This window comes from Porphyromonas sp. HMSC077F02 (assembly GCF_001815465.1).
GTDB classification, from domain to species: domain Bacteria; phylum Bacteroidota; class Bacteroidia; order Bacteroidales; family Porphyromonadaceae; genus Porphyromonas_A; species Porphyromonas_A somerae.
The window spans coordinates 836-23,395 of sequence record NZ_KV820661.1; the positions used below are offsets into that span (position 1 = coordinate 836).

Sequence of the window (22,560 nt, forward strand, 5' to 3'; positions counted from 1 at the left end):
CTGCGAGCCTCGAATGGGGGCTACAACAAATCGGCCTCCTGCGGAGGTCCTTTTCTCATAGACACTCCAATAGATGCTACACAAACATTTCTAATGCGTAACCCCTGTGCTTCCTCCGACCTATTGTGCCACAGCTTTATAATTTTTGTGTAAGTTTGTGGATATGAAAGCAGGACTATCTCGGAGCTACTCTATCGGTTCGAAGCCGAGTGCGGGGTATCTCTTTTCACTTTGGGGCTTTATGCTCCTATTTGTGGTGGCATTGTCGATGTTGATGATGCCTCTTTTGGGGTTGCTCCTATCGGGCAGCTATGTGAAGTATGTGGCGATGATTGTGCAGGGACTACTGGTCTTTGCGCTACCGGCGTGGCTAGTGGAGCAATACTATCGACGAAGCCACATGGAGCAAGTGTGGCGGTTACGGTGGAGCGATGCACGGCTGGACCACTTTCCTCGCCTTGTGGCTCTGATGCTGGCGGCTATGTGTGCCAGTCTGCTGCTAGAGTCGGCGATGAGCCTCTTCCCTGTGCCCAGTGTCTTTGCCCAATTGGAGGAGCAGATGACTTTGGAGTACGAAGCACTCCTAGCGGAGCAGCGGCTGATGGGGCGGATACTGATCTATATCGCCACCATTGTGGCAGCACCACTGGGGGAGGAGCTCTTCTTCAGAGGGGGTGTGCTGGGGTGGTTGCTCTGTCGGCTTCGCAATCCGCATGTGGCGGTGTGGGTCACGGCGCTACTCTTTAGTGCGCTGCACATGCAGTGGAGTGGTTTCCCTAGTCGGCTCTTGCTAGGCGGGGTGATCGGTTATGTGGCACTCTACCGAGGGCTTTGGGTGGCGATCCTCTTCCACGTGGTGAATAATGCACTGACCTTTGTGCTAGAGTCTTTTGATCTGGAGCTAGGGCTCGGCTGGGGATTTGCTGTGGTACTGGTGCTTGTGGGCTTACTGGTAATGGAAATGAAACAAGAGGCGAGTGGAGCCTCGTCTATTAATGATTTGAAAGATGAAGAATAAAGTTTGGTTGGTGGCTTTGTCGCTAGTTTTACTGGCTGGCTGTACCAAGAAACAAGAGGAGAAGCAGTTTGTACAACACCTTGAATTTCCCGAGCAGATGTCGCTAGAGGGGAAGGTGGAGATGGCAAGTCGTTTGGTGCCGACTGCGGAGCAATTGGCATGGCAGGAGCAGGAGCTAACCGCCTTTATCCACTTCGGAGTGAATACCTTTACCGACCGTGAGTGGGGCGATGGCACGGAGGATCCTGCCCTTTTCAATCCTACCGACCTAGATACCGATCAGTGGTGTAAGGTGCTAAGTGAGGCGGGCTTTAAGATGGTGATTCTTACGGCAAAGCATCATGATGGTTTCTGCCTATGGCCTACCAAGACTACGGAGCACAGTGTCGCTTCATCGCCTTGGCGAGAGGGCAAGGGTGATGTGGTGGGCGACCTGGCTAAGTCGTGCCAAAAGTATGGTTTGCGGCTGGGGCTCTATCTATCGCCTTGGGACCGGAACCACCCTACCTACGGAGAGGGCGACGCTTATAATAAGGTCTACCTGGAGCAGCTGAGAGAGTTGCTCACCAATTATGGCGAGGTATGGGAGGTATGGTTTGATGGCGCCAATGGGGAAGGACCTAATGGCAAGGTGCAGGAGTACGACTGGGAGGCGGTAATCAAGCTGATAAAGGAACTGCAGCCCAATGCGATCACGGCCATTATGGGCCGAGATGTGCGGTGGGTAGGCAATGAAAGTGGCTTGGGCCGTGAGACGGAGTGGAGCGCAACGGTAGTGCCGCCTTCATCTCTGGCAAGAGCAGCAGCTACGAAGGAGGCACTTGGTATTGAGGAGATGTCGAAGGACCTCGGTAGTCGTGAGATGCTGGAGAAGGCTAAGGAGCTCTTCTGGTACCCTAGCGAGGTGGATGTGAGCATCCGTCCGGGCTGGTTTTATCACGACTATGAGTCGCCAAAGACGCTCGGAGCTTTGGCAAATATTTACTTCCAATCGGTGGGGATGAATTCGTCTCTACTTCTGAATATTCCACCCAATAGTGAGGGTAAACTGGCCAATGTGGATGTGCAACGTATTCAGGAACTGGGTCGCTTTGTGCGTCAATTCAATGCGGAGGATGCAGTGAGAGACTTTAAGCCTTTTACGCTAGAGGTAGGCAACTACAAGGAGGTGGAGCTGGATGATGACCAGATGGTCTCTGCTATTTTGCTCCAAGAGGAGATCGCCAAGGGGCAGCGTGTGGAGTCGTTTGAGCTAGAGGCACTCGTGGGCAATGAGTGGCGAAAGATCGGCAAGGGAACCACAATCGGGTACAAGCGGATCATTTTGCTAGAGCAACCGGTGCGGGCGACGAAGCTACGACTTAAGCTCTTGGAGAGTAGGGGAGTGGCTAATATTGGTCGTCTAGCTGCCCATCGGGTACCAGATATTGAGGAGTTGAGCCTCGCCACTGAGGGGGCGATGATAGAGAAGAAGGGGTGGAAGGTGATTGCCGAGCGTCCCTTTACCCTAGAGATGGACGAGATGGCTGAGATGGAGGGCTTTAGATATATGCCCAGTGGTGAGGGGGATGAGGTGATTACTCACTATACGCTATCGGGAAGTGCCGATGGCAAGGAGTGGGAGATGCTGAGCATAGGGGAGTTTGGCAATATCCTCAATAATCCTATCCCTCAGTACCAAAAGCTATCGGAGCCTAAGAGGGTGAAGTACCTTCGCTTTACAGGGACCAACCGCAATGGCAGAGATGTGGTTCCACATATTGATGAACTAGATATTTTTTAAGTAAGAGATGAAGACAAGATATATTGGAGCCCATGTATCGGCTTCGGGAGGAGTATCGAATGCAGTGGCGAATGCCTTGGAGATCGGGGCAAATGCCTTTGCACTATTTACCCGCAATCAGCGGCAATGGTACCCTAAGCCACTGGAGGAGGAGGAGATAGAGAACTTTAGAAGTGCGGTGAAGGAGGCGGGCATTGCGCCAAAGCATATCTTACCCCACGCTAGCTATCTAATCAACCTCGGTAATCCCGACCCGACGAACCTGAAGAAGAGCCGTGATGCTTTCCTAGATGAGATGCAACGGTGTGAGCAACTGGGGCTGACTCTCCTCAACTTCCACCCAGGTAGCCATCTGAAGAAGATGAGTGAGAAGGATTGCCTTGCACAGATTGCGGAGGAGATCAATATCGCTTTGCAGAAGACGAAGGGGGTGACTGCAGTGCTGGAGAATACTGCAGGGCAAGGGACCAACCTCGGGTACCGCTTTGAGCACCTCAAGGCGATTATCGACCAGGTGGAGGATAAGAGTCGTGTGGGTATCTGTATTGATACGGCACACACGTTGGCCGCTGGCTACGATATCCGCACGGAGGAGGGGTATCGGGAGACGATGTATCAGATTGATAAGATTATTGGGTTGGAGTATCTGAGGGGTATTCACCTCAATGACTCGCTCAAGGAGCTAGCTAGCCGTGTAGACCGCCACGCCTCTGTAGGGGAAGGGGTGATGGGAATGACGCTCTTTGAGGTGCTGATGCAGGATGAGCGTCTGGCAGATATCCCAATTATCTTGGAGACACCGAACCCCGATCGCTGGGCTGAGGAGATCGCACTTCTACGTACCTTTGCTAAGTGAGATGATCCGTTTACCGAAAGCTAAGATCAACCTCGGGCTGAGGATCCTCCGTCGTCGGCCGGATGGTTACCACGACATTGAGACGCTCCTTCTGCCTATCCCGCTTCGCGATGCCTTGGAGGTATTGCCGAGTGAGGAGGGAATGAAGTACGACTTTGGTGACTGGGGCGAGCCGTCGGAGGAGAATCTGGTGGTGCGTGCCTACCATTTGGTAAAAGCAGCTTATCCGGAGGTGCCACCTGTGGAGATTATTCTCCGCAAGCGGATCCCTACTGGGGCGGGGCTGGGTGGTGGCTCCTCGGATGCCTCTAATATGCTCTTGCTCTTAGACGAGCTCTTTGAATTGGGAATGAGCTATGACGAGATGCACCAAATGGCTACCCGACTTGGGGCGGACTGCCCTTTCTTTCTCCGTGATGAACCGCAATTGGCCGAGGGGATTGGGGAGCTGTTATCTCCTTTCCCGCTACATTTGGAAGGGAAGGTGCTGACGCTACTACATGGCGACTTACATATCTCTACTGCTGAAGCGTATGGTGGGGTGGTGCCCTCGGAGGAAGGACCAAGTCTACGTGAGCTACTATCGCAACCGATGGAGGAGTGGCGAGGAACTTTGCACAATGCCTTTGAGCCACATATCTTTGAACGATATCCAGTGCTGGCACACGGCAAGGAGCAACTCTACCGAGCTGGTGCTACTTATGCCGCGATGAGTGGCAGTGGCTCTACGTTATTTGCCCTAAGCGATGCTCCGCTATCGATATCCGATTGGGAAGGAACTCAACAAACATACACACTATAATATTGACTTATGAAAAAAGCACTCACATTACTCGCACTTCTGGTACTGCCACTCATGGGGAGTGCCCAGAGCGATACCATCACGGTGACTCAGTACAAGGCACTAAAGCCGCTGGTAGCACGCACGCCTTTTATGGCTGATAGCATCAATGTGCAGGGCAAGAAGTATGACCTTAAGGGACAACTCTCGCAGATCTCCCCTATCCGCTTGGATAACCCTCACCTCTCTCTAGTCTCTACCGACGCTGAGGGGTATCTCAAGTGCGACTCCACTTTGGCGAATGGGGAGAAGACCATTCAGAGCTACTATCTCTCTATGTTGACCCCTAGCTTTGAGAAAGGAACCATGCTGGTGGAGAGTGACTCGCCTTTCCGTCTTTTCCTTGACGGCACACAGATTGGTTCGTCTGACCAATCGGGGAGCTTTGAGTACCCTTTCTCGCTTTTGCCTAGTGTGGCACACAAAGTGGCCATCCGCCTTCTCTCTAACGAAGGGGGTGCTGCTAAGTATCGGCTGAGAGTGGTGCCTGCAAAGGCGGATAGCCAAATCGCTCTTTCGCTTGATGATAAGGAGTATATGAGTATGCAGTATATGCGAACTGGGGAGAGCCTATCGGAGATGAGTGTCTCTCCCTCGGGACGATATACTAAGGTGGTGCTCCGTGAGACGGTAAACACGAAAAGCCGGTATAGTGTCTTGCTCTACGACGGCAATCGACTGGTGGCTCGTCTTGATGGCAGTTACCTAGAGACGCAGTGGATGCCCCAGTCTGATAAGCTTTGGTTTACCCAAAAGAGCGACACGGGGAAGCAACTCTTGACCCTTGACCCAGCGACACTGACCGTTTCGGTATTGCACCCTGCTATCCCTGAGGAGGGTTACTTCGTGATGGCTCCAACGGAGGATAAGCTGATCTATATGGTGACCAATGAGGGGCCTAAAAACAAGGGCGTTGTGGAGCGTGTATTGGGTCGCTACGATACGACAGGTAGCTACAGAGATCGAGAGTTCCTCGCCTCTTTTGACCTAAAGCAAGGGCTCTATCAGCCACTCACCTATGGTTGTAGAGGTACTTCGCTACAAAGTGTTTCCAAGGATGGCAAGGAGCTCATCTTTAGCACCTCTCGACCTACGACTACAATCCCCTTCTCAGAGAACGACTTCTGTGTCTTGAATCTTGAGACGCTACAAGTAGATACGCTCTTTAGTCACGAGACGGATGTGGCAACGCTTTACTACACCTCTGACCCACGCTATCTTCTGGCTCTAGGAACTGCCAATTCGTTTGGAGGCATCGGTCGCAACCTACCTGAGGGAATGGCTGCAAACACCTATGATATGCAGCTATTTCTGTACGATAGGCAACAGCGTACCGCCAAGGCACTGACAAAGGACTTCGACCCTAATGTGGAGAGTGTCAAGGTGTTGCCCGACCGCTTTGAGGCGATATTCACGGCGGAGAATCAGGACTATGTATCGCTCTATCGTCTCGACCTAAGGAGTGGTCGTATCAATCAGGTCAAGACCACTGAGGAGGTGGTGCGTCGCTTTGATGTGGATAATAAGGGACAAATGATAGCCTATGGTGGGCAAAGCACTATGAACTCCGACCGCATCTATCAGATCAATAACCGTGGGGAGCGTCTGCTCTATGACCTAGCAACACAGAAGATGCACGACCTAGCACTCGGCACGGCAGAGACGTGGAGCTTTACCATGCCTAATGGCGATGTGGTACCTGGTCGTTTCTATCTACCCCCTAACTTTGATCCCTCTCGCAAGTATCCAATGATTGTCTACTATTATGGTGGCACCTCGCCTACGGCTCGCAACTTTGAGGGCTCTTACTCCCTCCCTATGTATGCAGCTCAGGGCTATGTGGTGCTGACCCTTAACCCAAGTGGTACCACTGGTTGGGGACAGGAGTATGCCGCTCGTCACCTCAATGCGTGGGGTAAACGGACGGCCGATGAGATCGTGGCTTCGGTAAAGGGTTTCTGCGAGAGCCATCCTTATGTCAATGCCGAGCGAATTGGCTGTGTAGGGGCTAGCTATGGTGGCTTTATGACACAGTATCTACAGACGATTACCGACCTATTTGCTGCTGCAGTGAGCCACGCTGGTATCAGTTCCATTGCTTCCTATTGGGGCGAAGGTACGTGGGGAATCGGGTATAGCACCGTGGCTAGCTACGGTAGCTATCCTTGGAATAATCCAAAGCTCTACACCGAGCAGAGCCCGCTTTTCCGAGCTGATAAGATCAAGACTCCGCTACTCTTGCTCCACGGTACAGCCGACGTCAATGTACCTATCGGTGAGAGTGTACAGATGTACAATGCCCTCAAGATACTGGGCAAAGAGGTAGAGTTTATCAAGGTCTATGGCGAAGACCACGGCATCTACGATCCTGAGAAACGATTCCTCTGGATGCAAAGTACCATGGCGTGGTTCCAGAAGTGGCTGAAGGATGACCCCACTTGGTGGGACACCCTCTACCCCGAAGTACACCTTTAATTAAAGGTTCTCTAACAAAGAAAGCACCCAATCGGGTGCTTTCTTTGTTTAATCCTAGACTTGGTGATCCAACTTGTCCGGGAAGGGAGTGTCACCGGATAGGGTCTAAAAGCGGGTAGTAGAGCCACCACCGCCCGAGCTTCCTCCGCCAAATCCGCCACCGAAGCTACCACCGCCTCCGAAGCCCCCTCCGAAGCCTCCACCGACGATTGGGCCAACGCCTCTTCGACGAGGATTGGAGAAGCGAATCACATCTTTATTATCGTAGTTGCAGTATTCACAGTGATAGCGACGAACTACCATATTGCTACGCTCTTGTTGGGATAGCAGTTTGTAACTCTTGGTGCCACATCGTGGGCATCGCTGGTATCCGCTGAGTGAGTTGCTGACGCCCACAGCACGATGGTAGCTGCAGGCTGAGCACTGGTAGAGGGTATAATTGACCGAATGAAGGCGTTGCTCCGTGGCTTGTGCTGCGGAGAGTAGCGGTAGATTTTCAGGCGATACAATGGCACGTACACTTCCCTTTGTGTGGCACTGCGGACAATTGTGAAGCTGTCGGCGAGTACGCCCTCTTAGGATCCAGTAGAGCGGCAGTAGGAAGATGAGTGCGGGGAAAATAAGCCACTGCCACATCTGCTTGGGCAGTGAGAAATTGTGGCTCAGGAGTGACGACCTTAGTGCTGGCTCCTTTAGCCTGCGCCAACGGGTCCAAAGCCCTCCGCCAAATAGTAGCCCCACAAGGAGAGAAAAGCCGATATAGCCCCAAAGCAGACCTCCAAGGGCTTCCTGCTGCTCCTCCTCATAGCCGTATTGCCGATTGCCGTCGTTGCGTGCCTCATACCCCTCAGTGAGTAGCTCATCAATCGCCCCTATCATCTGTAGAAAGCCTTCGGCATCTCGCCCCTCCGATATAGCGGGGAGTAGATAGCGATTAGTCAGTCGCTTAGTGGTGATATCGGGGAGTGCCCCCTCTAGTCCGTAGCCTGTCTCTAGGCGGATGATCCGCTCTCCTTTTCTTCCGAACTTGTAGAGGATCAGTAGCCCATTATTATCCTCCCGCTTTCCAATACCCCAAAGCTCAAAGAGCTTTACGGCAAAAGACTCTGGGTCATCATTCTCTATCCCCGGCAGTACCACCAGCACCACCTCCACCGTATGCTTCTCCCGAAGTTGGTAGAGTACATCGTCGAGAGCTACGCGGTCTTCGGGTGAAAAGTACCCCTCAGGGTCGCTCACAAAGTGGCGACTATCCTGAAGCTGTACATTGGGTACCTCGCTAGGAGTGTACTCCCTTGCCCAGCTCCCCACAGGGAGAGCTAGCAAGGCGAATAGTATGATGAGCCACCTCGTCTTCATCCTCTTCTATTAGAAAGCGACAACCGGTGCTACCTCTGCACCAGCGATGGATTCGAAGTAGGCTTGTGGCTTAAAGCCAAGAATGCCCGCAAATATATTGCGTGGAAACTTGCGGATATAGATGTTGTACTCCTTGGCTGTCTCATTGAAACGCTGACGCTCAGTGGAGATGCGATTCTCCGTTCCTTCTAGCTGAGTCTGTAGCATCTGGAAGTTTTCATTCGCCTTCAGCTCAGGATATTGCTCAGCCACCACCATCAGTCGTCCTAAAGCTTGTGAGAGGTTATTCTGAGAGGCCATATACTTCTGCAATGCTTCATCGGTCAATTGGTCGGGATCCACCTTTACTTGAGTAGCCTTTGCTCTTGCCTCAATCACATTGGTGAGGGTCTGCTCCTCGTGCGTTGCATACCCCTTCACGGTATTCACGAGGTTAGGGATCAGGTCGGCACGTCTTTGATATTGATTCTCCACCTGGCTCCAGGCAGTACGTACGCCCTCCTGCTTCTCCACCATATTGTTATTGGCCGATATACCATATCTCGCTACCATTAGCACCACGATGCCTATCACCACAATGGTGATGATTGTTCCTTTTTTCATCTCTTTATTCTCTTAATGGGTTATTCACTTATTACGATTTCCTCTCTCTCTATCTTGCGATTGCAGTAGTGGCACTTCAGCACCCCCTCCTGCTTATTGATCACGTGGTAGCGCCCTTTCATCGGTTCGTTATTGCTGATGCACTTAGGGTTGGTGCAATTCACCAGTCCATTGATCTCCTCGGGAAGGTCCACCTTGATCTTCTCCACCACTTGGTAGTCGCGGATCACGCTGATCACCACCTCCGTAGAGACGAGCGCCAGCATATTCACCTCCTCGGGAGTGAAGTGCTTCTCCTCCACCTTAATAATCCCCTTACGCCCTAGCTTCTGGCTCTTGTAGTTTTGCCCAATTGTAAAGGGATATTCTAGCTCAAATAGTCGGAGTAGCTTCACCACCTTTTGTAGTTTCTCCACAGGGATATGGTCAATCACCGACCCATTCTTGATCGCTTGTACCCGTAGCTTACCTTTCTCGATCTCTGCCATAGCTTATTACTCTTTTACCTCTATTCCAAGTGCTCTACATATCAGTGCTTCGCGCACAAACATTCCATTCACCGCCTGCCTAAAGTAGTAGGCATTGGGCGTGTCATCTACCTCCTGTGCAATCTCATTGACCCTAGGAAGTGGGTGCAGAATACGCATCGATGGCTTTGCCTGCTGGAGGAGCTCGCAATCGAGGACAAAGGTATCCTTTACCGCCTCATAATCCTCCTCGTCAAGGAAGCGCTCCCTCTGCAGACGGGTCATATAGACAATGTCACTCGACCCAATCACCTCGGGAGTGAGCTCGTGATAATACTCCGCTGGTATGCCATGCTCCTCACAATACTCCACATACTCCCTAGGTAGCTCCAATTGCTTTGGTGCCACAAAGGCAAAGGAGGGGCGGTAGTGCGAAAGCCCTTCAATCAGTGAGTGAACGGTGCGACCATACTTCAGGTCGCCCACCATGGTCACCTTCAGGTCGGTCAGCTTGCCTTGCGTCTTACGAATAGAGTATAGGTCCAGCATCGTTTGGCTAGGGTGCTGGTTCGCCCCATCTCCCGCATTAATAATCGGGATTCTCGAGACTTCACTCGCATAGAGCGCCGCCCCCTCCAGATTGTGACGCATCACGATGAGGTCGGCATAGCCCGAGACCATCTGAATCGTATCCTTGAGCGTCTCCCCCTTTACCGAACTACTATTCTTGGCGTCGGAGAAGCCAATCACACGCCCTCCCAGTCTATTGACTGCCGTCTCAAAGCTCAGCCTTGTGCGGGTCGATGGCTCAAAGAAAAGCGTCGCCACCACCTTGCCCTCCAGCAACCGCCTATTGGGGTTTTGCTCAAATAGCTCAGCGGTATCCAGTATCGCCTCTATCTCGCTCGCCGTCAGCTGCTCAATACTAAAAAAACTACCTCTATTCATACAGCAACTTCTATCTTACTACAATAATATTGTGATCACAATCTGAGCCAGAACCACGCGGGCAAACATTCCGAGCGGGTAGACCGAGGCATACGCCACGGTAGGGGTATCCTCCTCTATCTGGTCGCTAATATACTCAAGTGCCATCGGATTGGCCATTGCTCCGCAAAGTAGCCCGCAGATGGTGCCGTAGCTGAGTTTGGAGTATCGCATCGCCAAGATACCGACCAGCAAGGTGGGCAGTACCGTGAGCCCCACACCGATACCGAGCCAAACCAAGCCCGAACCTTCTAGAAGGGTCTCCACGAAATTGGCACCCGACGCTAGCCCTAAGCACCCCAAGTAGAGGGTAATGCCAAAGGTGCGGAGCATCAGATTGGCACTCTGTGTGATGTAGGTGGTCATTCGCAACCTTGGGCCATAAGCCCCAAGAAGTATGCCCACGATGATTGGTCCACCCGCCAATCCTAGCTTGATCGGCATGCTCAGTCCAGGAAGAGCGATGGGTAGAATTCCCACCAGTACTCCTAATGCCATCCCTAGGAAGATACTCACTAGGTACGGGCTATCCAGAGGCTTCAATTGGTTGCCAATCTCCTCGGCAAGGCGATTGATGCCCTCCTCCTCACCTACTACGGTGATCCGGTCGCCCATCTGTAGGTGTAGCTTTGGATTGGGCACCAAGTCTATCTCGGCTCTATTGACGCGAGTCACCGTCACATGGTACTCATTACGCAATCGAAGGCTCGCCAATGTGGCACCATTGAACTCCCGCTTTGAGACTAAGAGGCGACGCTGAACCAATTGAGGGCCACGTGCCTCCCAATTCATCGACTCGTGGTCTCGCTCCCGCTCTACTCCAAAGAGCGTTACTAGCGATTGTGCCACCTCCTCGTCACAAACGATACTCAGGCGGTCGTGTAGCTCTAGCTTGGTATCGCTTTTGGGCTGAATCACTTCCCCCCTGCGGAGCAATCGAGAGGCGAGGAAATCGATGTGAAAGGCTTGATTGACCTCGGCAAGAGTCTTGCCCACCAGCCCCTTATTCTCTACTACAAAGTCACCCACATGGTGGCGTGCCTCTATCAGCTCAGGCTCCTTCTGACTACTCTTCTTAGGAAAGATGAGCTTCAGTAGCTCAAGTACCAGCATCACGCCCACCACGCCAAGCGGATAGGTGATAGCGGTAGCTAGTGCCATATCGCCTAGCTCTCTAGCTAGGTCGGGACTATTGGCATGCATCTGCTCCACTCCTTGTTGAGCTGCAGCGAGTGCAGGTGTATTGGTCACCGCTCCACTCAGCACGCCCATCATATTACTGGCACTATCCACTCCCATCAGCACTAGTACCACCGTACAAAGCAGCCCTAGTAGCACCAGAGCCATACTCCAAGCATTCAATATGATGCCCGTCTTGCGAAGCGATGCCACAAAGGAGGGCCCTACCTGAATACCTAGTGCGTAGACAAAGATGACCAATCCTGCATTTTGGCAAAACTGAAGCATCACAGGATCCACCAGCACACCTAAGTGGGCTAGAAAGATACCGAAGAAAAAGACACCTGCCCCAGCCAAAGCAAACTTTCCGAGCCTTAGCTTACCGAGGAAGAGACCTACCCCGCAGGTGAAAAAGATAATTATCAACGTCTGGCTCAGCGATTGCTCGGTCCAAAACGCCTTTATCACATCAAGCATAGTCATTAATAATATATTTACTCATTGCAAATCTACTAAAAAAGAGAGACACACCGTCAATTATCTCCCAAGGTAACCCTTGCCCAAGGCAACTGAGAAACAAGGCGAATAAAACAACGGAAATGGGGCCGTAAAGAGGACTTTTGCAACCAGTTGAAATTCAAGACCATACAAATGCGTTTGTCGAGATGCAACTAAGCAATCGGTTAGTTGCATCTCGGCATTTGCTTAGTTGCAACTCGCCGATTGCTTAGTTGCATCTCGACTTTTGCTCTGCTAGTATAGAGGTTTTTGTGGAGTGTTCCGAGGTGGGGATTGATCCATTTGGTTGCCTTCTTTTCCCCCGATTAGGCAAAGAAAAGGATCTAGGGATAGATCCCTCAAATAAGCAGAGGTGGAGGCGTGTAATCCCGAAGTGTGTAGACTATTCAGATGGGAGGTAAAGGTTTTTTAACACCCCTATCAGAAAGAGCTCAAAGCCATTAGCTATCAGTTGATTATGGAGTGCGTGAATTCGTTATTTATTCATTTACAGAGGATTAGCTGTAACTGTTTGTGCTATAGAGGTATGAGGGGTTTCTGTCGATTTCGGGTTTTTTTATCTCGAATTAAATGAGAATATTTGCAGTTGTTAAGAGAATGATTGGTCTCTAGCATCCCATTTCGATTGGTAAGAAAGCCTTCTTTTATGGTATAAATAGGCCAATGATGTAGAAAAGGATGCCCGTAATCGTGATACTATAGCTGCCACTATTGATTGGAGGTATGCTTTTTTGAAGATAGATGTTGATGGAAAGTAGTTTAAGTAGTTCGTGGGGTATTTTTCTCAATGAAATGAGTACCCATCTCTCCAATCCGCGAGAGTTTAATATCTGGTTTAAGCCATTAGAGCCGGTGAGTATGCAGGGTAATGTATTGACTATCCGTGTACCATCGCAAGACTATAGCTATAAACTGGAGGGAGACTACTTCGACCTCTTCAAGGCTGCACTTGAAAAGGCTTTCGGAGAGGGGATCAACCTTAAGTACCTAGTACCGACCGTTAATCCCGCCACTCGTCGTGAGGAGGTAGCGAATACCGTCCGTCAGGAGGAGGCATTTGTGACCCATCTAGATCGCCGTATGCTCTTTGGCAACTTTTATCAAAGCATCTGCAATCGGCTTGCTTATACTGTGGCACAGAGCATTGTGGAGCAACCCGGTGAGACTGCCTTTAACCCCCTCTTTATATTTGGAGCATCGGGGGTGGGGAAGACGCACCTAATGCATGCCATCGGTAATGAACTAGTCAAGAAGAAGCCCGGCTACAAAGCGGTCTATGTGCCAGCGCAGACGTTCAAGCGACAGTTCGTGGAGGCGACCATTACCACTAAGAAGCCAGAGCTTTTCTTCAATTATTACCAAAATATCGACCTCCTGCTGATTGATGATATTCAGGAGTTTAGCGAAGCAATTAGCACTCAGAATGCCTTCTTCCAAATCTTTAATCACCTCAAGATGCTAGGGAAGCAGATTGTGATTACCTCTGATCGCTGCCCTGCCGACCTTAAGGGAATGGAAGATCGTCTCTACACCCGACTCAAGTGGGGGATGACTGTGGAGATTGAGCGCCCCGATGCACACTTGAGGAGAGAAATCCTCACTGCCAAGGTGAAGGAGGCGGGGGTCAGTATTTCGGAGCAAGTCTTCAATTTTATAGTGAAGCATGCTAAGGATAATGTGCGTGACCTCGAGGGAGCCCTCACCTCCCTGATGGCGAATGCTATCTACTGCAATGAGGAGATCTCTATGGAATTGGCTGAGAAAGTGCTATCGCAGACGGTAGGAGTGGAGGAGCGCAAGATCAATGTGCCAGAAATATTGGAGGTGGTGAGCCGATACTATAATATAGAGGAGGCAGATATCGTTAGTCGCAAACGCAAGCGTGCCATCGTGCAGGCTAGGCAAGTGGTGATGTACCTCTCCAAAGAGCTGACCGAAGCCTCACTTGCTGCCATTGGAGCAGAGATGGGCGGTCGCGACCACTCCACAGTGATCTATGCCGACCGAGCTGTTCGTGACCTCCTCGACACCGACACTAAGTTCCAAGCTGAGTTAAAGGAAATCCGAGACCTGCTAGAGGTATAGCCTCTTTCCAACTTAAGGTTTCCCAAATCATAACGCGCCCTTCCCCAGGGTGCGTTTTTATGTGCTAGCCCAGTGAGTGGATCTTATCGGATAAGTCGAGTAGTTGCGTCATTGCTCCGACTTGCCCGCCCCGTCCGCCCCCTCAGCCTCGTCCGCCTCGTCCGACCTGTCCGATAAGGTAGCTTTATTCGGTTATTCAAACGCAACTGCTGTAGCCACTAGGGACATATATGAGATAGATTAATATAATTTGGTTATATTTGCCAACTGAATACCTATCTCACGACATTTTGGATTATTTGGCATACAAGAGATTAGGTATCAGCTGGAACGGATATAGATAAATCAATTAAATATAACGAATAACAGATGCAAAACAAAGGTTTAGTGAAATGGACTGCCATTGCTCTTATCGTAATTTGTGCCTACTACCTCTCTTTCTCGGTAGTATCCAATTACTACGAAAATAAGGCAAAGGCTTATGCGCAGGGAGATGCACAGAAGCAGGAGCACTACATTGACTCTCTTTCAATGCAGAAAGTGTGGCTAGGGCATACCCTCAAGGATGTCCGTGAGCGTGAGCTTGGTTTGGGTCTCGACCTTAAGGGTGGTATGACCGTGATCCTAGAGCTCAATACCTCCGATGTGCTTGAGACCCTCTCCGACAATAGCCAAGACCCTACTTTTAGGGCGGCATTGGAAGCTGCTCAGGCAAAGCAAGAGCGTAGTCAAAAGGATTTTATCACGCTATTTACAGAGGAGTTTCATAACATTGACCCAGGAGCTCGCCTCTCAGCGATCTTCGGTACCTCTGCTCTTAGAGAGAAGATAAGCACTAGTAGCACCGATGCCGAGGTGATCAAGGTACTTCGCTCTGAGCTTCAGACAGCGATTGATAGCTCCTACAAGGTACTTCGTAATCGTATCGACAGCTTCGGTGTGGTAGCCCCTAATATCCAAAGACTGGAGGGTGGCGACCGTATCCTAGTAGAGCTGCCAGGTGTTAAGGAGCCTGAGCGTGTGCGTAAGCTCCTACAAGGCAGTGCCAACCTGGAGTTTTGGGAGTGCTACCTACTTCCAGAGATTTGGTCGGATCTACAGCGTGCTGATGAGGTGATCCAGAGACTCAATAGCCACAGCCAATCTACCGAGACGGAGGTGGCCAATGCTGAGGAGATCGAAGGCGATTCACTAGCTTCTGATAGCATCAATAACGATGACCAATTGGCTGCCCTTGCTGGAACCACAGCTACTAACGAGCCACAGGCTACTGAGGGTAAGCAGATCACTTCACTATTTAGTCTACTCCAGCCCAACCTTTATGAGGGCGGACAGCTAGCACCTACGGCTATTGTAGGTATGGCACACGCTTCTGACCGTGATCGGATTGACTCTCTCCTCAACCTTCCACAGGTGAAGGAGGTACTTCCACGCAACCTACAGCTAAAGTGGGGTGTTAAGGAGGTACAGGAGGGTTCTAAGGTATTCCAGCTATTCGCTATTAAGAGCACTCGTCGCGATGGTATGCCAGCCCTAGGTGGTGATGTGGTGAACAACGCTAGCAGTGTGATCGAGAATCAAATGGGTCGCCAGGAACCAGCCGTCTCTATGACGATGAACTCCGACGGTGCTAGAGAGTGGGCAAGAATTACCAAGGAGAATATTGGTCGTCCTATCGCTATTGTGCTAGATGACGTTGTCTACTCTGCTCCAAATGTCAATACAGAGATCCCTAATGGTCAGTCACAGATCACAGGACACTTTACAGTAGATGAGGCGGATGACTTGGCAAATACCCTTAATTCGGGTAAGATGGCAGCCTCTATCCGTATCGTTCAGGAGGACGTAGTAGGTCCTTCGCTAGGTCAGGAGGCCATTAAGGCTGGATTTATCAGCTTCGTGGTTGCACTGATTCTGCTGATGATTTATATGTGTCTGATGTATGGACTATTGCCAGGCTTGGTAGTAGACGTGGCACTCTTTGTCAACTTCTTCCTCACCATCGGTATCCTCGCTTCGCTTCATGCGGTACTTACATTGGCGGGAATTGCCGGTATGGTGCTGACCCTAGGTATGGCTGTGGATGCCAACGTGCTGATCTTTGAGCGTATCAAGGAGGAGCTTGCTTCGGGTAAGAGCATGAGCAAGGCCATCGAAGATGGTTATGGCAATGCTTTCTCAGCCATTATCGACTCCAACGTTACTACTATCCTCACCGGTATCATCCTCTACTACTTTGGTTCGGGACCTATCCGTGGATTTGCTACCACGCTGATCGTGGGACTTATCTGTTCGTTCCTAACCGCTGTATTCCTCACCCGAATCTTCTTTGAGAGAAGAGCGCAGAAGGGCAAGATGGAGAATGTGACCTTTACCACTGGTATCTCACGTAATTTCCTTACCGATCCTAAGTTCGACTTTATTGGCAAGAAGGCGACTGGTCTAGGCATTGCCGCTGCTATCCTAGTAGCTGGAGGTATTGCCCTAGGTGTATGGGGATTGAATACTGGTATCGACTTTACCGGTGGTCGTAACTACATTGTGAAGTTTGACCAACCAGTTACTACCAGCGAGGTGGCTTCGCTCCTCAATGATAACCTTGATGGCCACGTAGGGGTAATTAAGATCTCTACCGACGACCAGGTGCGTATCTCTACCAACTACAAGATTGATACCAACACCCCTGAGGTAGATACAGAAGTGGAGACACTTATCTATGAAGGACTCAAGCCACTACTTGGTGATGGGGTGACTATGGATCAATTCACAAAGCACTACATCCAGAGCTCACAGAAGGTTGGTGCCAGCATGGCTGATGATATCAAGACAGGTGCACTCATCGCAGTGATCTTCTCGCTGATTGTGATGGCACTCTACATCTTGATCCGATTCAATGATATTGCCTTCTCAATTGGTGCCTTTGCATCAGTTACCTTCACCACTCTTTCGATCATCTCGTTCTATGCTTTGCTATGGAAGGTGATGCCATTCTCTATGGAGGTCGATCAAACGTTTATTGCGGCAGTGCTTGCAATTATAGGTTACTCTATCAATGATACCATTGTGGTCTTTGACCGAATCAGAGAGTATCTCCGTATGTACCCCAATAGAGAGCGTAAGGAGCTCTTCAATTATGCACTAAATAGCACCCTTTCACGTACGTTCAATACCAGTATCAGTACGTTGCTAGTGGTACTTATCATATTCCTATTCGGTGGGGCAAGCATCCAGAGCTTTACCTTTGCGATGCTACTCGGTATCATCTTCGGTACCTTTGCCACCCTATTTGTGGCTACTCCGATTGCACATATGATCAATAATAAGAAGTTTGAGAAGGCTAATAAATAAGCCCCATCACTTCTAAATCAATAGACGAGGTCGGCTAGGTGAGTACCACTCCCTAGCCGACCTCTTTTTTGTGGAGACGATCAGTTATATATTCTCTCTTTTTTAGTATATTGCAGGGTGAAGCTATGATGAGACTGTTGCACGAAGGCGATCTGCTGCGTTGCTCTCGGAATTCGGGCTAGGTCACGTACGTGAGTACGCTCCCTTCGCCCTCATCCTCAGCGCCTTGCATCTCATCCTTCGTGCAACATTCTCATGATAGCAAACTATCAATCTATTGTAATTATGAAGCACTTAAGATTACTCTCTTGTCTACTTATCTCATTTCTTTTCGTATCATGTGAGTACAATACTGAGGTACGGAGAGTTGCTGAGGATTTCTTCGATGCTCTAAAGGTAGGGGATGTTACTAAAATGATTGAATTATATCCAGAGGTGGGTGAGCTTGGCTCTGCTTATCCATCAGTCGGTATTTCAATCAAGAAAATTAACCAGTTGCCAGATAGCACCTATGAAGTAGTATTGTTAAATACGTATGCTAATCGTATGGGTGCGACAAGGGATATTGAGACAAGACTATTTATCCAGCCACGTAATCCAGATGCTCCCGAAGAGGGGTATTATATTTATGACTCGCAAGGTCTATTTTTTCCAGAAGCGGACCCTTCTTATGAATTCGCCAAGAGGCGGGGTTACTTCTCTGGGATAGATCATACCGATCTGAATATTGCCCACAGGCTAAGTCAAGCTCGTATAGACTTTAAAGAGCATATCAATAAGCTTGCCAATTATCTGCGTGAAAACGTTGTCGCAGATTGGAATTGGGATAACTCTTTTGGACTTGGCTCAGGCAGTGGCGTTATAACGAATAACACCAAGTTCACAATCCCTGATATTTCGTATGTAATTACTTATTATAAACGAGATGGCACAGAGGTTACTAAGGATTCTGGTCGTTTATCCTTTGAGTTAAGGCCTTCAGGCACTGAATCATTTTCTTTCGTTACTAACCACATCGGAAACGCATCAAAAGCTGAAGTGACATTAAACTTCGACCAAGACTTCTTGATCACAACTGCTGCTAGATACGACTTCTAGAGAGCCCTAATAGCAGTCCAAAGCTTGAAACAAGCCTACCTGATTGAGGGTTATTCGGAGGTGAGGACCTCGTGGACGAGCTGGTGAACCATTGCTTTGAGCTCGGTGAGGAACTGCTGGGCATCGTATTCGCCACGGTCGATGAGGCGTAGCTTGTACTCCCATTCGCCCGTTAGCTCCACACTCTTGAGCTGTTGGTTTTGTATGGTGTGAATGAGGTCTATCCCTAGCTGAGTGGGGAGGATTGTCTTACCTTTTCGCTCAATGTAGCCCCGCTTAAAGAGGATCTCTATAATGGCGGCACGAGTGGAAGGCCGACCAATACCTTTGGCCTTCATCGCCTCCTTCAGGTCTTCATTATCAATGAGTTTGCCCGCCGTCTCCATCGCATTGAGGAGCGTTGCCTCGGTATATTGCTTTGGCGGGCGTGTCTCCTTCGTGAGTAGGTCGGGCTTATGCGGTCCGTGCTCACCCTTGGTGAAGTGTGGCATCACCTGCTTGTCCGAAGGCTCATCATTCCCCTCATCGTCATTCGCCTCGGCTTGGTTTTGGTAGAGCGACTTCCAGCCATCAAGTGTCACCACTCGCCCTGTGGCTTTAAACTCAATCTTCGCCACCTCCGCCATCACAGTGGTTTGCTCAAACTCCATATCGGGATAAAAGATAGCAAGGAAGCGGAGTAGGATCATCTCATAGATAGCGTAGTGCTGACGATCGAGGTACTGCGGGAGGTTGCCTGTTGGGATAATAGCATGGTGGTCGGTGACCTTGGAGGAGTCGAAGTACTTCTTCAGTTTGCGTAGCTTTCCGCCCTGCAATAGTGGAGTACAAGGTCCAGGGAAAGCTCTGTAGAGCGATTGGATGGTGGGCAGACAATTGGGGTAGACATCATCGGGTAGATAGGTAGTATCCACACGCGGGTAGGTGACCAACTTCTGTTCGTAGAGCGTCTGAATGGTAGCAAGCGTCTGGTCGGCCGTGAAGCCATACTTCTTATTGGCCTCAATCTGCAGACTGGTTAGGTCAAAAAGCCGAGGTGCTCCCTCCTTGCCCTTCTTCTTGGTAATCTTGGTGATGGTCAGCTCCTCCGAGGCGATCTTATCAATGACCGCCTTTGCCTCCTCCTCGGTGCTATACCGCCCTTTGGTTGAGGCAAAAAGCACCTCCCGATAGAGCGTCTTTATCTCCCAATAAGGCTCTGGCTTAAAGTTTTGAATCTCCTCAAATCGATCCACGAGCAGAGCCAGTGTAGGGGTTTGCACCCGTCCCACCGAGAGCACCTTGCGGTCGCCACTCTTGCGGTACTTAAGTGTATAAAGTCGCGTGGCATTGATGCCGAGGAGCCAATCGCCGATCGCTCTTGCGAGCCCCGCATAGTAGAGGTTGGTGTACTCCTTCTCCGGCTTTAGCTCTTGGAAAGCCTTAACAATCGCCTCGTTGGTCATAGAGGAGAGCCACAGCCGCTTCACTGGCACACGGCACTCTGCCATCTGTAGCACCCACCTCTGGATCAGCTCACCCTCCTGCCCAGCGTCACCGCAGTTGATCACCTCTGTGGCTTGAGAAACCAGCGACTTGATTACTCCAAACTGCTGTTCGATCCCTCTATCCGAAAGCAACTTGATGCCAAAGCGCTCCGGCATCATCGGGAGATAAACAAGGCTCCACTGCTGCCACTGAGGGTAGTAGTCGGCCGGCTCCTTGAGCGTGCAGAAGTGGCCATAGGTCCAAGTGACCCAATAGCCATTTCCCTCGAGGTAGCCTTGTCGCTGTGTGGTGGCACCGATCACGGCACCGATATCCCTAGCAACGGATGGTTTTTCGCAGATACAGAGGATCATGGATGAACAGGATGCAAATCAGTACCCTCCTCGTACAGGTTGGGGCAGAAGCATTGACTCAATGCATCGCTGCCTTCCGACTTGTGCGAGGAGGGTACTTCATTTATTGGTGGCTCTAATGACTTAGATACCTAGTTGCTTGGCTATTTCATCGGCACGTCGTGCACATACCTTCTTCGCCTCCTCTAGCTCTTGGAGGTTGGTAGGTTGTGCGTGTACCTCGATGTAGAACTTGATCTTTGGCTCAGTGCCAGAAGGACGGATAGAGAGCTTCGTGCCATCCTCGCAACGGTACTGTAGAACGTTGCTAGTCGTAGGCATCACTAGATCCTTGGTCTCGCCAGTCACGGTGTTGAGCGACTTAAGGCTTTGGTAGTCTAGCACCTCAGTCACCTTTGACCCAGCCAGCTCCTTAAGCGGGTTGCTACGGAAGTTTTGCATCATCGCCTGAATCTCCTCGGCACCGCTCTTACCTGGGCGAACCACTGAGATATTCTTCTCAAGTGAATAGCCGTACTGTAGGTAGATGTGCTCTAGCAGTTCGTAAATGCTCTGTCCCTTATCCTTGGCCCACGCTGCGATTTCGGCAAAGATGGTACAAGCCGATACCGAACACTTATCTCGTACAAAGTCGCTCCATAGGTAGCCGTAGCTCTCCTCGCCACCGCCGAGGTACTCCTTCTTGCCCTCATTCTTACGAATTACATCGGCAATCCACTTAAAGCCAGTGTAGGTGTCGTATAGCTCTATATTATTTCGCTCAGCGATGGTCTTGATCAGGTCTGTGGTCACAATCGTCTTTACCAGATATTGATTGTCCTTCAGTTCGCCCGCTTCTCTCCGCTTCTCGATTGCGTAGTAGGTGTAGAGCAGACAGGTTTGGTTACCATTGATCAATACCCAATTGCCCTCCTTATCCTTCACGGCAGTACCGATGCGGTCGCCGTCGGGGTCAGTTGCCATCACAATCTCAGCATCAATCGCCTTCGCTTGATCAATCGCCATCTTTAGGGCAGAGGCATTCTCGGGGTTGGGTGATTCTACCGTTGGGAAGTCACCACTCACCACCATCTGCTCCTTTACTGGGTGTACATTGTCAAAGCCAGCCTCCTTCAGGCAACGTGGCAATACCTGACCACTGGTACCGTGAAGTGGTGTGAAGACAATCTTAAGGTCGTGCTGACGCTTGATCACCTCGGGAGAAAGGCGCTTCGAGAGAACCTCCTTGATAAACTTATCATCCATCTCCTTCCCCATTAGAGTGATCATATCGCTAGGGCCATCAAACTTAATCTCGGCAATCGACTTGATCGCATTCACCTCGTCAATCACATTCTGGTCGTGTGGCGCAATCATCTGAGCGCCATCGCTCCAGTAAGCCTTAAAGCCATTATACTCCTTAGGGTTGTGCGAAGCGGTTAGCATCACACCACTCTGGCAGCCCAATTCGCGGATCGCATAGGAGACCATTGGGGTAGGGCGAAGTGCCTCGTACAGATAGACCTTGATGCCATTGGCAGCGAAGATACCCGCCACCATGCGAGAGAATTCAGAGCTATTGTGCCTACAGTCGTAACCAATAGCCACCTTCAAGTCGGCATCACGGCCAAACTCCTTAATCAGATAATTGGCAAGCCCTTGAGTGGCAGTGCCAACAGTGTAGCGATTCATGCGGTTGCTTCCTGCACCCATGATGCCACGAAGCCCACCCGTACCAAATTCCAAGTCCTTGTAAAAGGCATCCACTAGCTCAGTGGTGTCGGGATTATCGAGAAGTGCTTGCACCTCCTTGCGAGTCGCCTCATCATATTGTGGCGCTAGCCACGCTTCAGCTTTTGCTCTTACCTTTTGAAGTAATTCGTTTGTTGCCATAATGCTATTTCCTTACTGTTTTTATTTCTATTATCCTAATATGGCAAATGTACCAAAAATGATTTACAAATATCGCCCTCCCATAAAAGTTTACAGGGGTTACGCATTTGAAGTTAATGACTCTATAAAATAGGAGAAAGCAGTGGCTCAAAAAGCCCATTTATAACAAGCTGATATTCAACATCATATAAAAGAGAAAACTTAGTTGCAACTAAGCGATCGGCGAGTT

Annotated in this window: 15 protein-coding genes; 8 read left to right on the forward strand and 7 right to left on the reverse strand. The window is 50.2% G+C overall.

Annotated elements, in window-relative coordinates; genetic code table 11:
• Window positions 1-163: 163 nt before the first annotated feature.
• The 5 genes from HMPREF3027_RS04095 to HMPREF3027_RS04115 are packed head-to-tail and all read left to right on the forward strand — an operon-like array spanning window position 164 to window position 6,973.
• Window positions 164-1,018: a CPBP family intramembrane glutamic endopeptidase gene (locus HMPREF3027_RS04095; protein WP_070707210.1), complete on the forward strand. Its 855-nt coding sequence runs from the start codon at window positions 164-166 to the stop codon at window positions 1,016-1,018.
• Entirely contained in the window at window positions 1,008-2,801 is a 1,794-nt protein-coding gene (locus HMPREF3027_RS04100) for an alpha-L-fucosidase (protein WP_070707211.1), read from the forward strand. Before HMPREF3027_RS04095 ends, HMPREF3027_RS04100 begins: the two co-directional genes overlap by 11 nt.
• A gap of 7 nt (window positions 2,802-2,808) precedes the next feature.
• A complete protein-coding gene (gene nfo / locus HMPREF3027_RS04105; protein ID WP_070707212.1) occupies window positions 2,809-3,657 on the forward strand; it encodes a deoxyribonuclease IV in 849 nt (282 codons plus the stop codon).
• Between the two features lies 1 nt (window position 3,658).
• Window positions 3,659-4,459, forward strand: a complete 801-nt coding sequence (gene ispE, locus HMPREF3027_RS04110; protein ID WP_070707213.1) for a 4-(cytidine 5'-diphospho)-2-C-methyl-D-erythritol kinase — start codon at window positions 3,659-3,661, stop codon at window positions 4,457-4,459.
• A 9-nt stretch (window positions 4,460-4,468) separates the two neighbouring features.
• Window positions 4,469-6,973 (forward strand): alpha/beta hydrolase family protein, encoded by a 2,505-nt coding sequence (locus HMPREF3027_RS04115; RefSeq protein WP_070707214.1) that lies wholly within the window; start codon window positions 4,469-4,471, stop codon window positions 6,971-6,973.
• A 105-nt stretch (window positions 6,974-7,078) separates the two neighbouring features.
• Here the strand turns inward: HMPREF3027_RS04115 and HMPREF3027_RS04120 are convergent, their stop codons facing one another.
• The 5 genes from HMPREF3027_RS04120 to HMPREF3027_RS04140 are packed head-to-tail and all read right to left on the reverse strand — an operon-like array spanning window position 7,079 to window position 12,045.
• Window positions 7,079-8,332, reverse strand: coding sequence for a TPM domain-containing protein (locus HMPREF3027_RS04120; RefSeq protein WP_070707215.1), 1,254 nt, complete (start codon window positions 8,330-8,332; stop codon window positions 7,079-7,081).
• Window positions 8,333-8,341: 9 nt separating this feature from the next.
• Window positions 8,342-8,935: a LemA family protein gene (locus tag HMPREF3027_RS04125; protein ID WP_021903410.1), complete on the reverse strand. Its 594-nt coding sequence runs from the start codon at window positions 8,933-8,935 to the stop codon at window positions 8,342-8,344.
• Window positions 8,936-8,955: 20 nt separating this feature from the next.
• Complete coding sequence (pyrI, locus tag HMPREF3027_RS04130; RefSeq protein WP_070707216.1) at window positions 8,956-9,423, reverse strand: aspartate carbamoyltransferase regulatory subunit; 468 nt, start codon at window positions 9,421-9,423, stop codon at window positions 8,956-8,958.
• Window positions 9,424-9,429: 6 nt separating this feature from the next.
• Window positions 9,430-10,350 carry an aspartate carbamoyltransferase gene (pyrB, locus tag HMPREF3027_RS04135; protein ID WP_070707217.1) on the reverse strand — a complete coding sequence of 307 codons (921 nt, stop codon included), beginning with the start codon at window positions 10,348-10,350 and terminating at the stop codon, window positions 9,430-9,432.
• 18 nt (window positions 10,351-10,368) lie between these two features.
• On the reverse strand, window positions 10,369-12,045 hold the full coding sequence (locus HMPREF3027_RS04140; RefSeq protein ID WP_070707226.1) for a putative transporter: 1,677 nt from the start codon (window positions 12,043-12,045) through the stop codon (window positions 10,369-10,371).
• A gap of 789 nt (window positions 12,046-12,834) precedes the next feature.
• Between HMPREF3027_RS04140 and dnaA the strand changes: the two genes are divergently transcribed.
• The 3 genes from dnaA to HMPREF3027_RS04155 all read left to right on the forward strand — a co-directional run bounded on the left by dnaA (window position 12,835) and on the right by HMPREF3027_RS04155 (window position 18,618).
• The gene (dnaA, locus tag HMPREF3027_RS04145) at window positions 12,835-14,172 is read left to right on the forward strand and encodes a chromosomal replication initiator protein DnaA (RefSeq protein ID WP_246830523.1); all 1,338 of its coding nucleotides are present in this window, start codon (window positions 12,835-12,837) and stop codon (window positions 14,170-14,172) included.
• 369 nt (window positions 14,173-14,541) lie between these two features.
• Window positions 14,542-17,520: a protein translocase subunit SecDF gene (secDF, locus tag HMPREF3027_RS04150; RefSeq protein WP_070707219.1), complete on the forward strand. Its 2,979-nt coding sequence runs from the start codon at window positions 14,542-14,544 to the stop codon at window positions 17,518-17,520.
• A 285-nt stretch (window positions 17,521-17,805) separates the two neighbouring features.
• Window positions 17,806-18,618 (forward strand): hypothetical protein, encoded by an 813-nt coding sequence (locus HMPREF3027_RS04155; protein ID WP_083317500.1) that lies wholly within the window; start codon window positions 17,806-17,808, stop codon window positions 18,616-18,618.
• A 50-nt stretch (window positions 18,619-18,668) separates the two neighbouring features.
• On the opposite strand, the gene HMPREF3027_RS04160 is transcribed toward HMPREF3027_RS04155, so the two are convergent.
• Together HMPREF3027_RS04160 and HMPREF3027_RS04165 are read right to left on the reverse strand one after the other, a co-directional pair.
• Window positions 18,669-20,459: a DNA topoisomerase 3 gene (locus HMPREF3027_RS04160; RefSeq protein ID WP_070707221.1), complete on the reverse strand. Its 1,791-nt coding sequence runs from the start codon at window positions 20,457-20,459 to the stop codon at window positions 18,669-18,671.
• Window positions 20,460-20,582: 123 nt separating this feature from the next.
• Window positions 20,583-22,331, reverse strand: coding sequence for a phospho-sugar mutase (locus HMPREF3027_RS04165; protein ID WP_070707222.1), 1,749 nt, complete (start codon window positions 22,329-22,331; stop codon window positions 20,583-20,585).
• Between the last annotated feature and the right edge of the window lie 229 nt (window positions 22,332-22,560).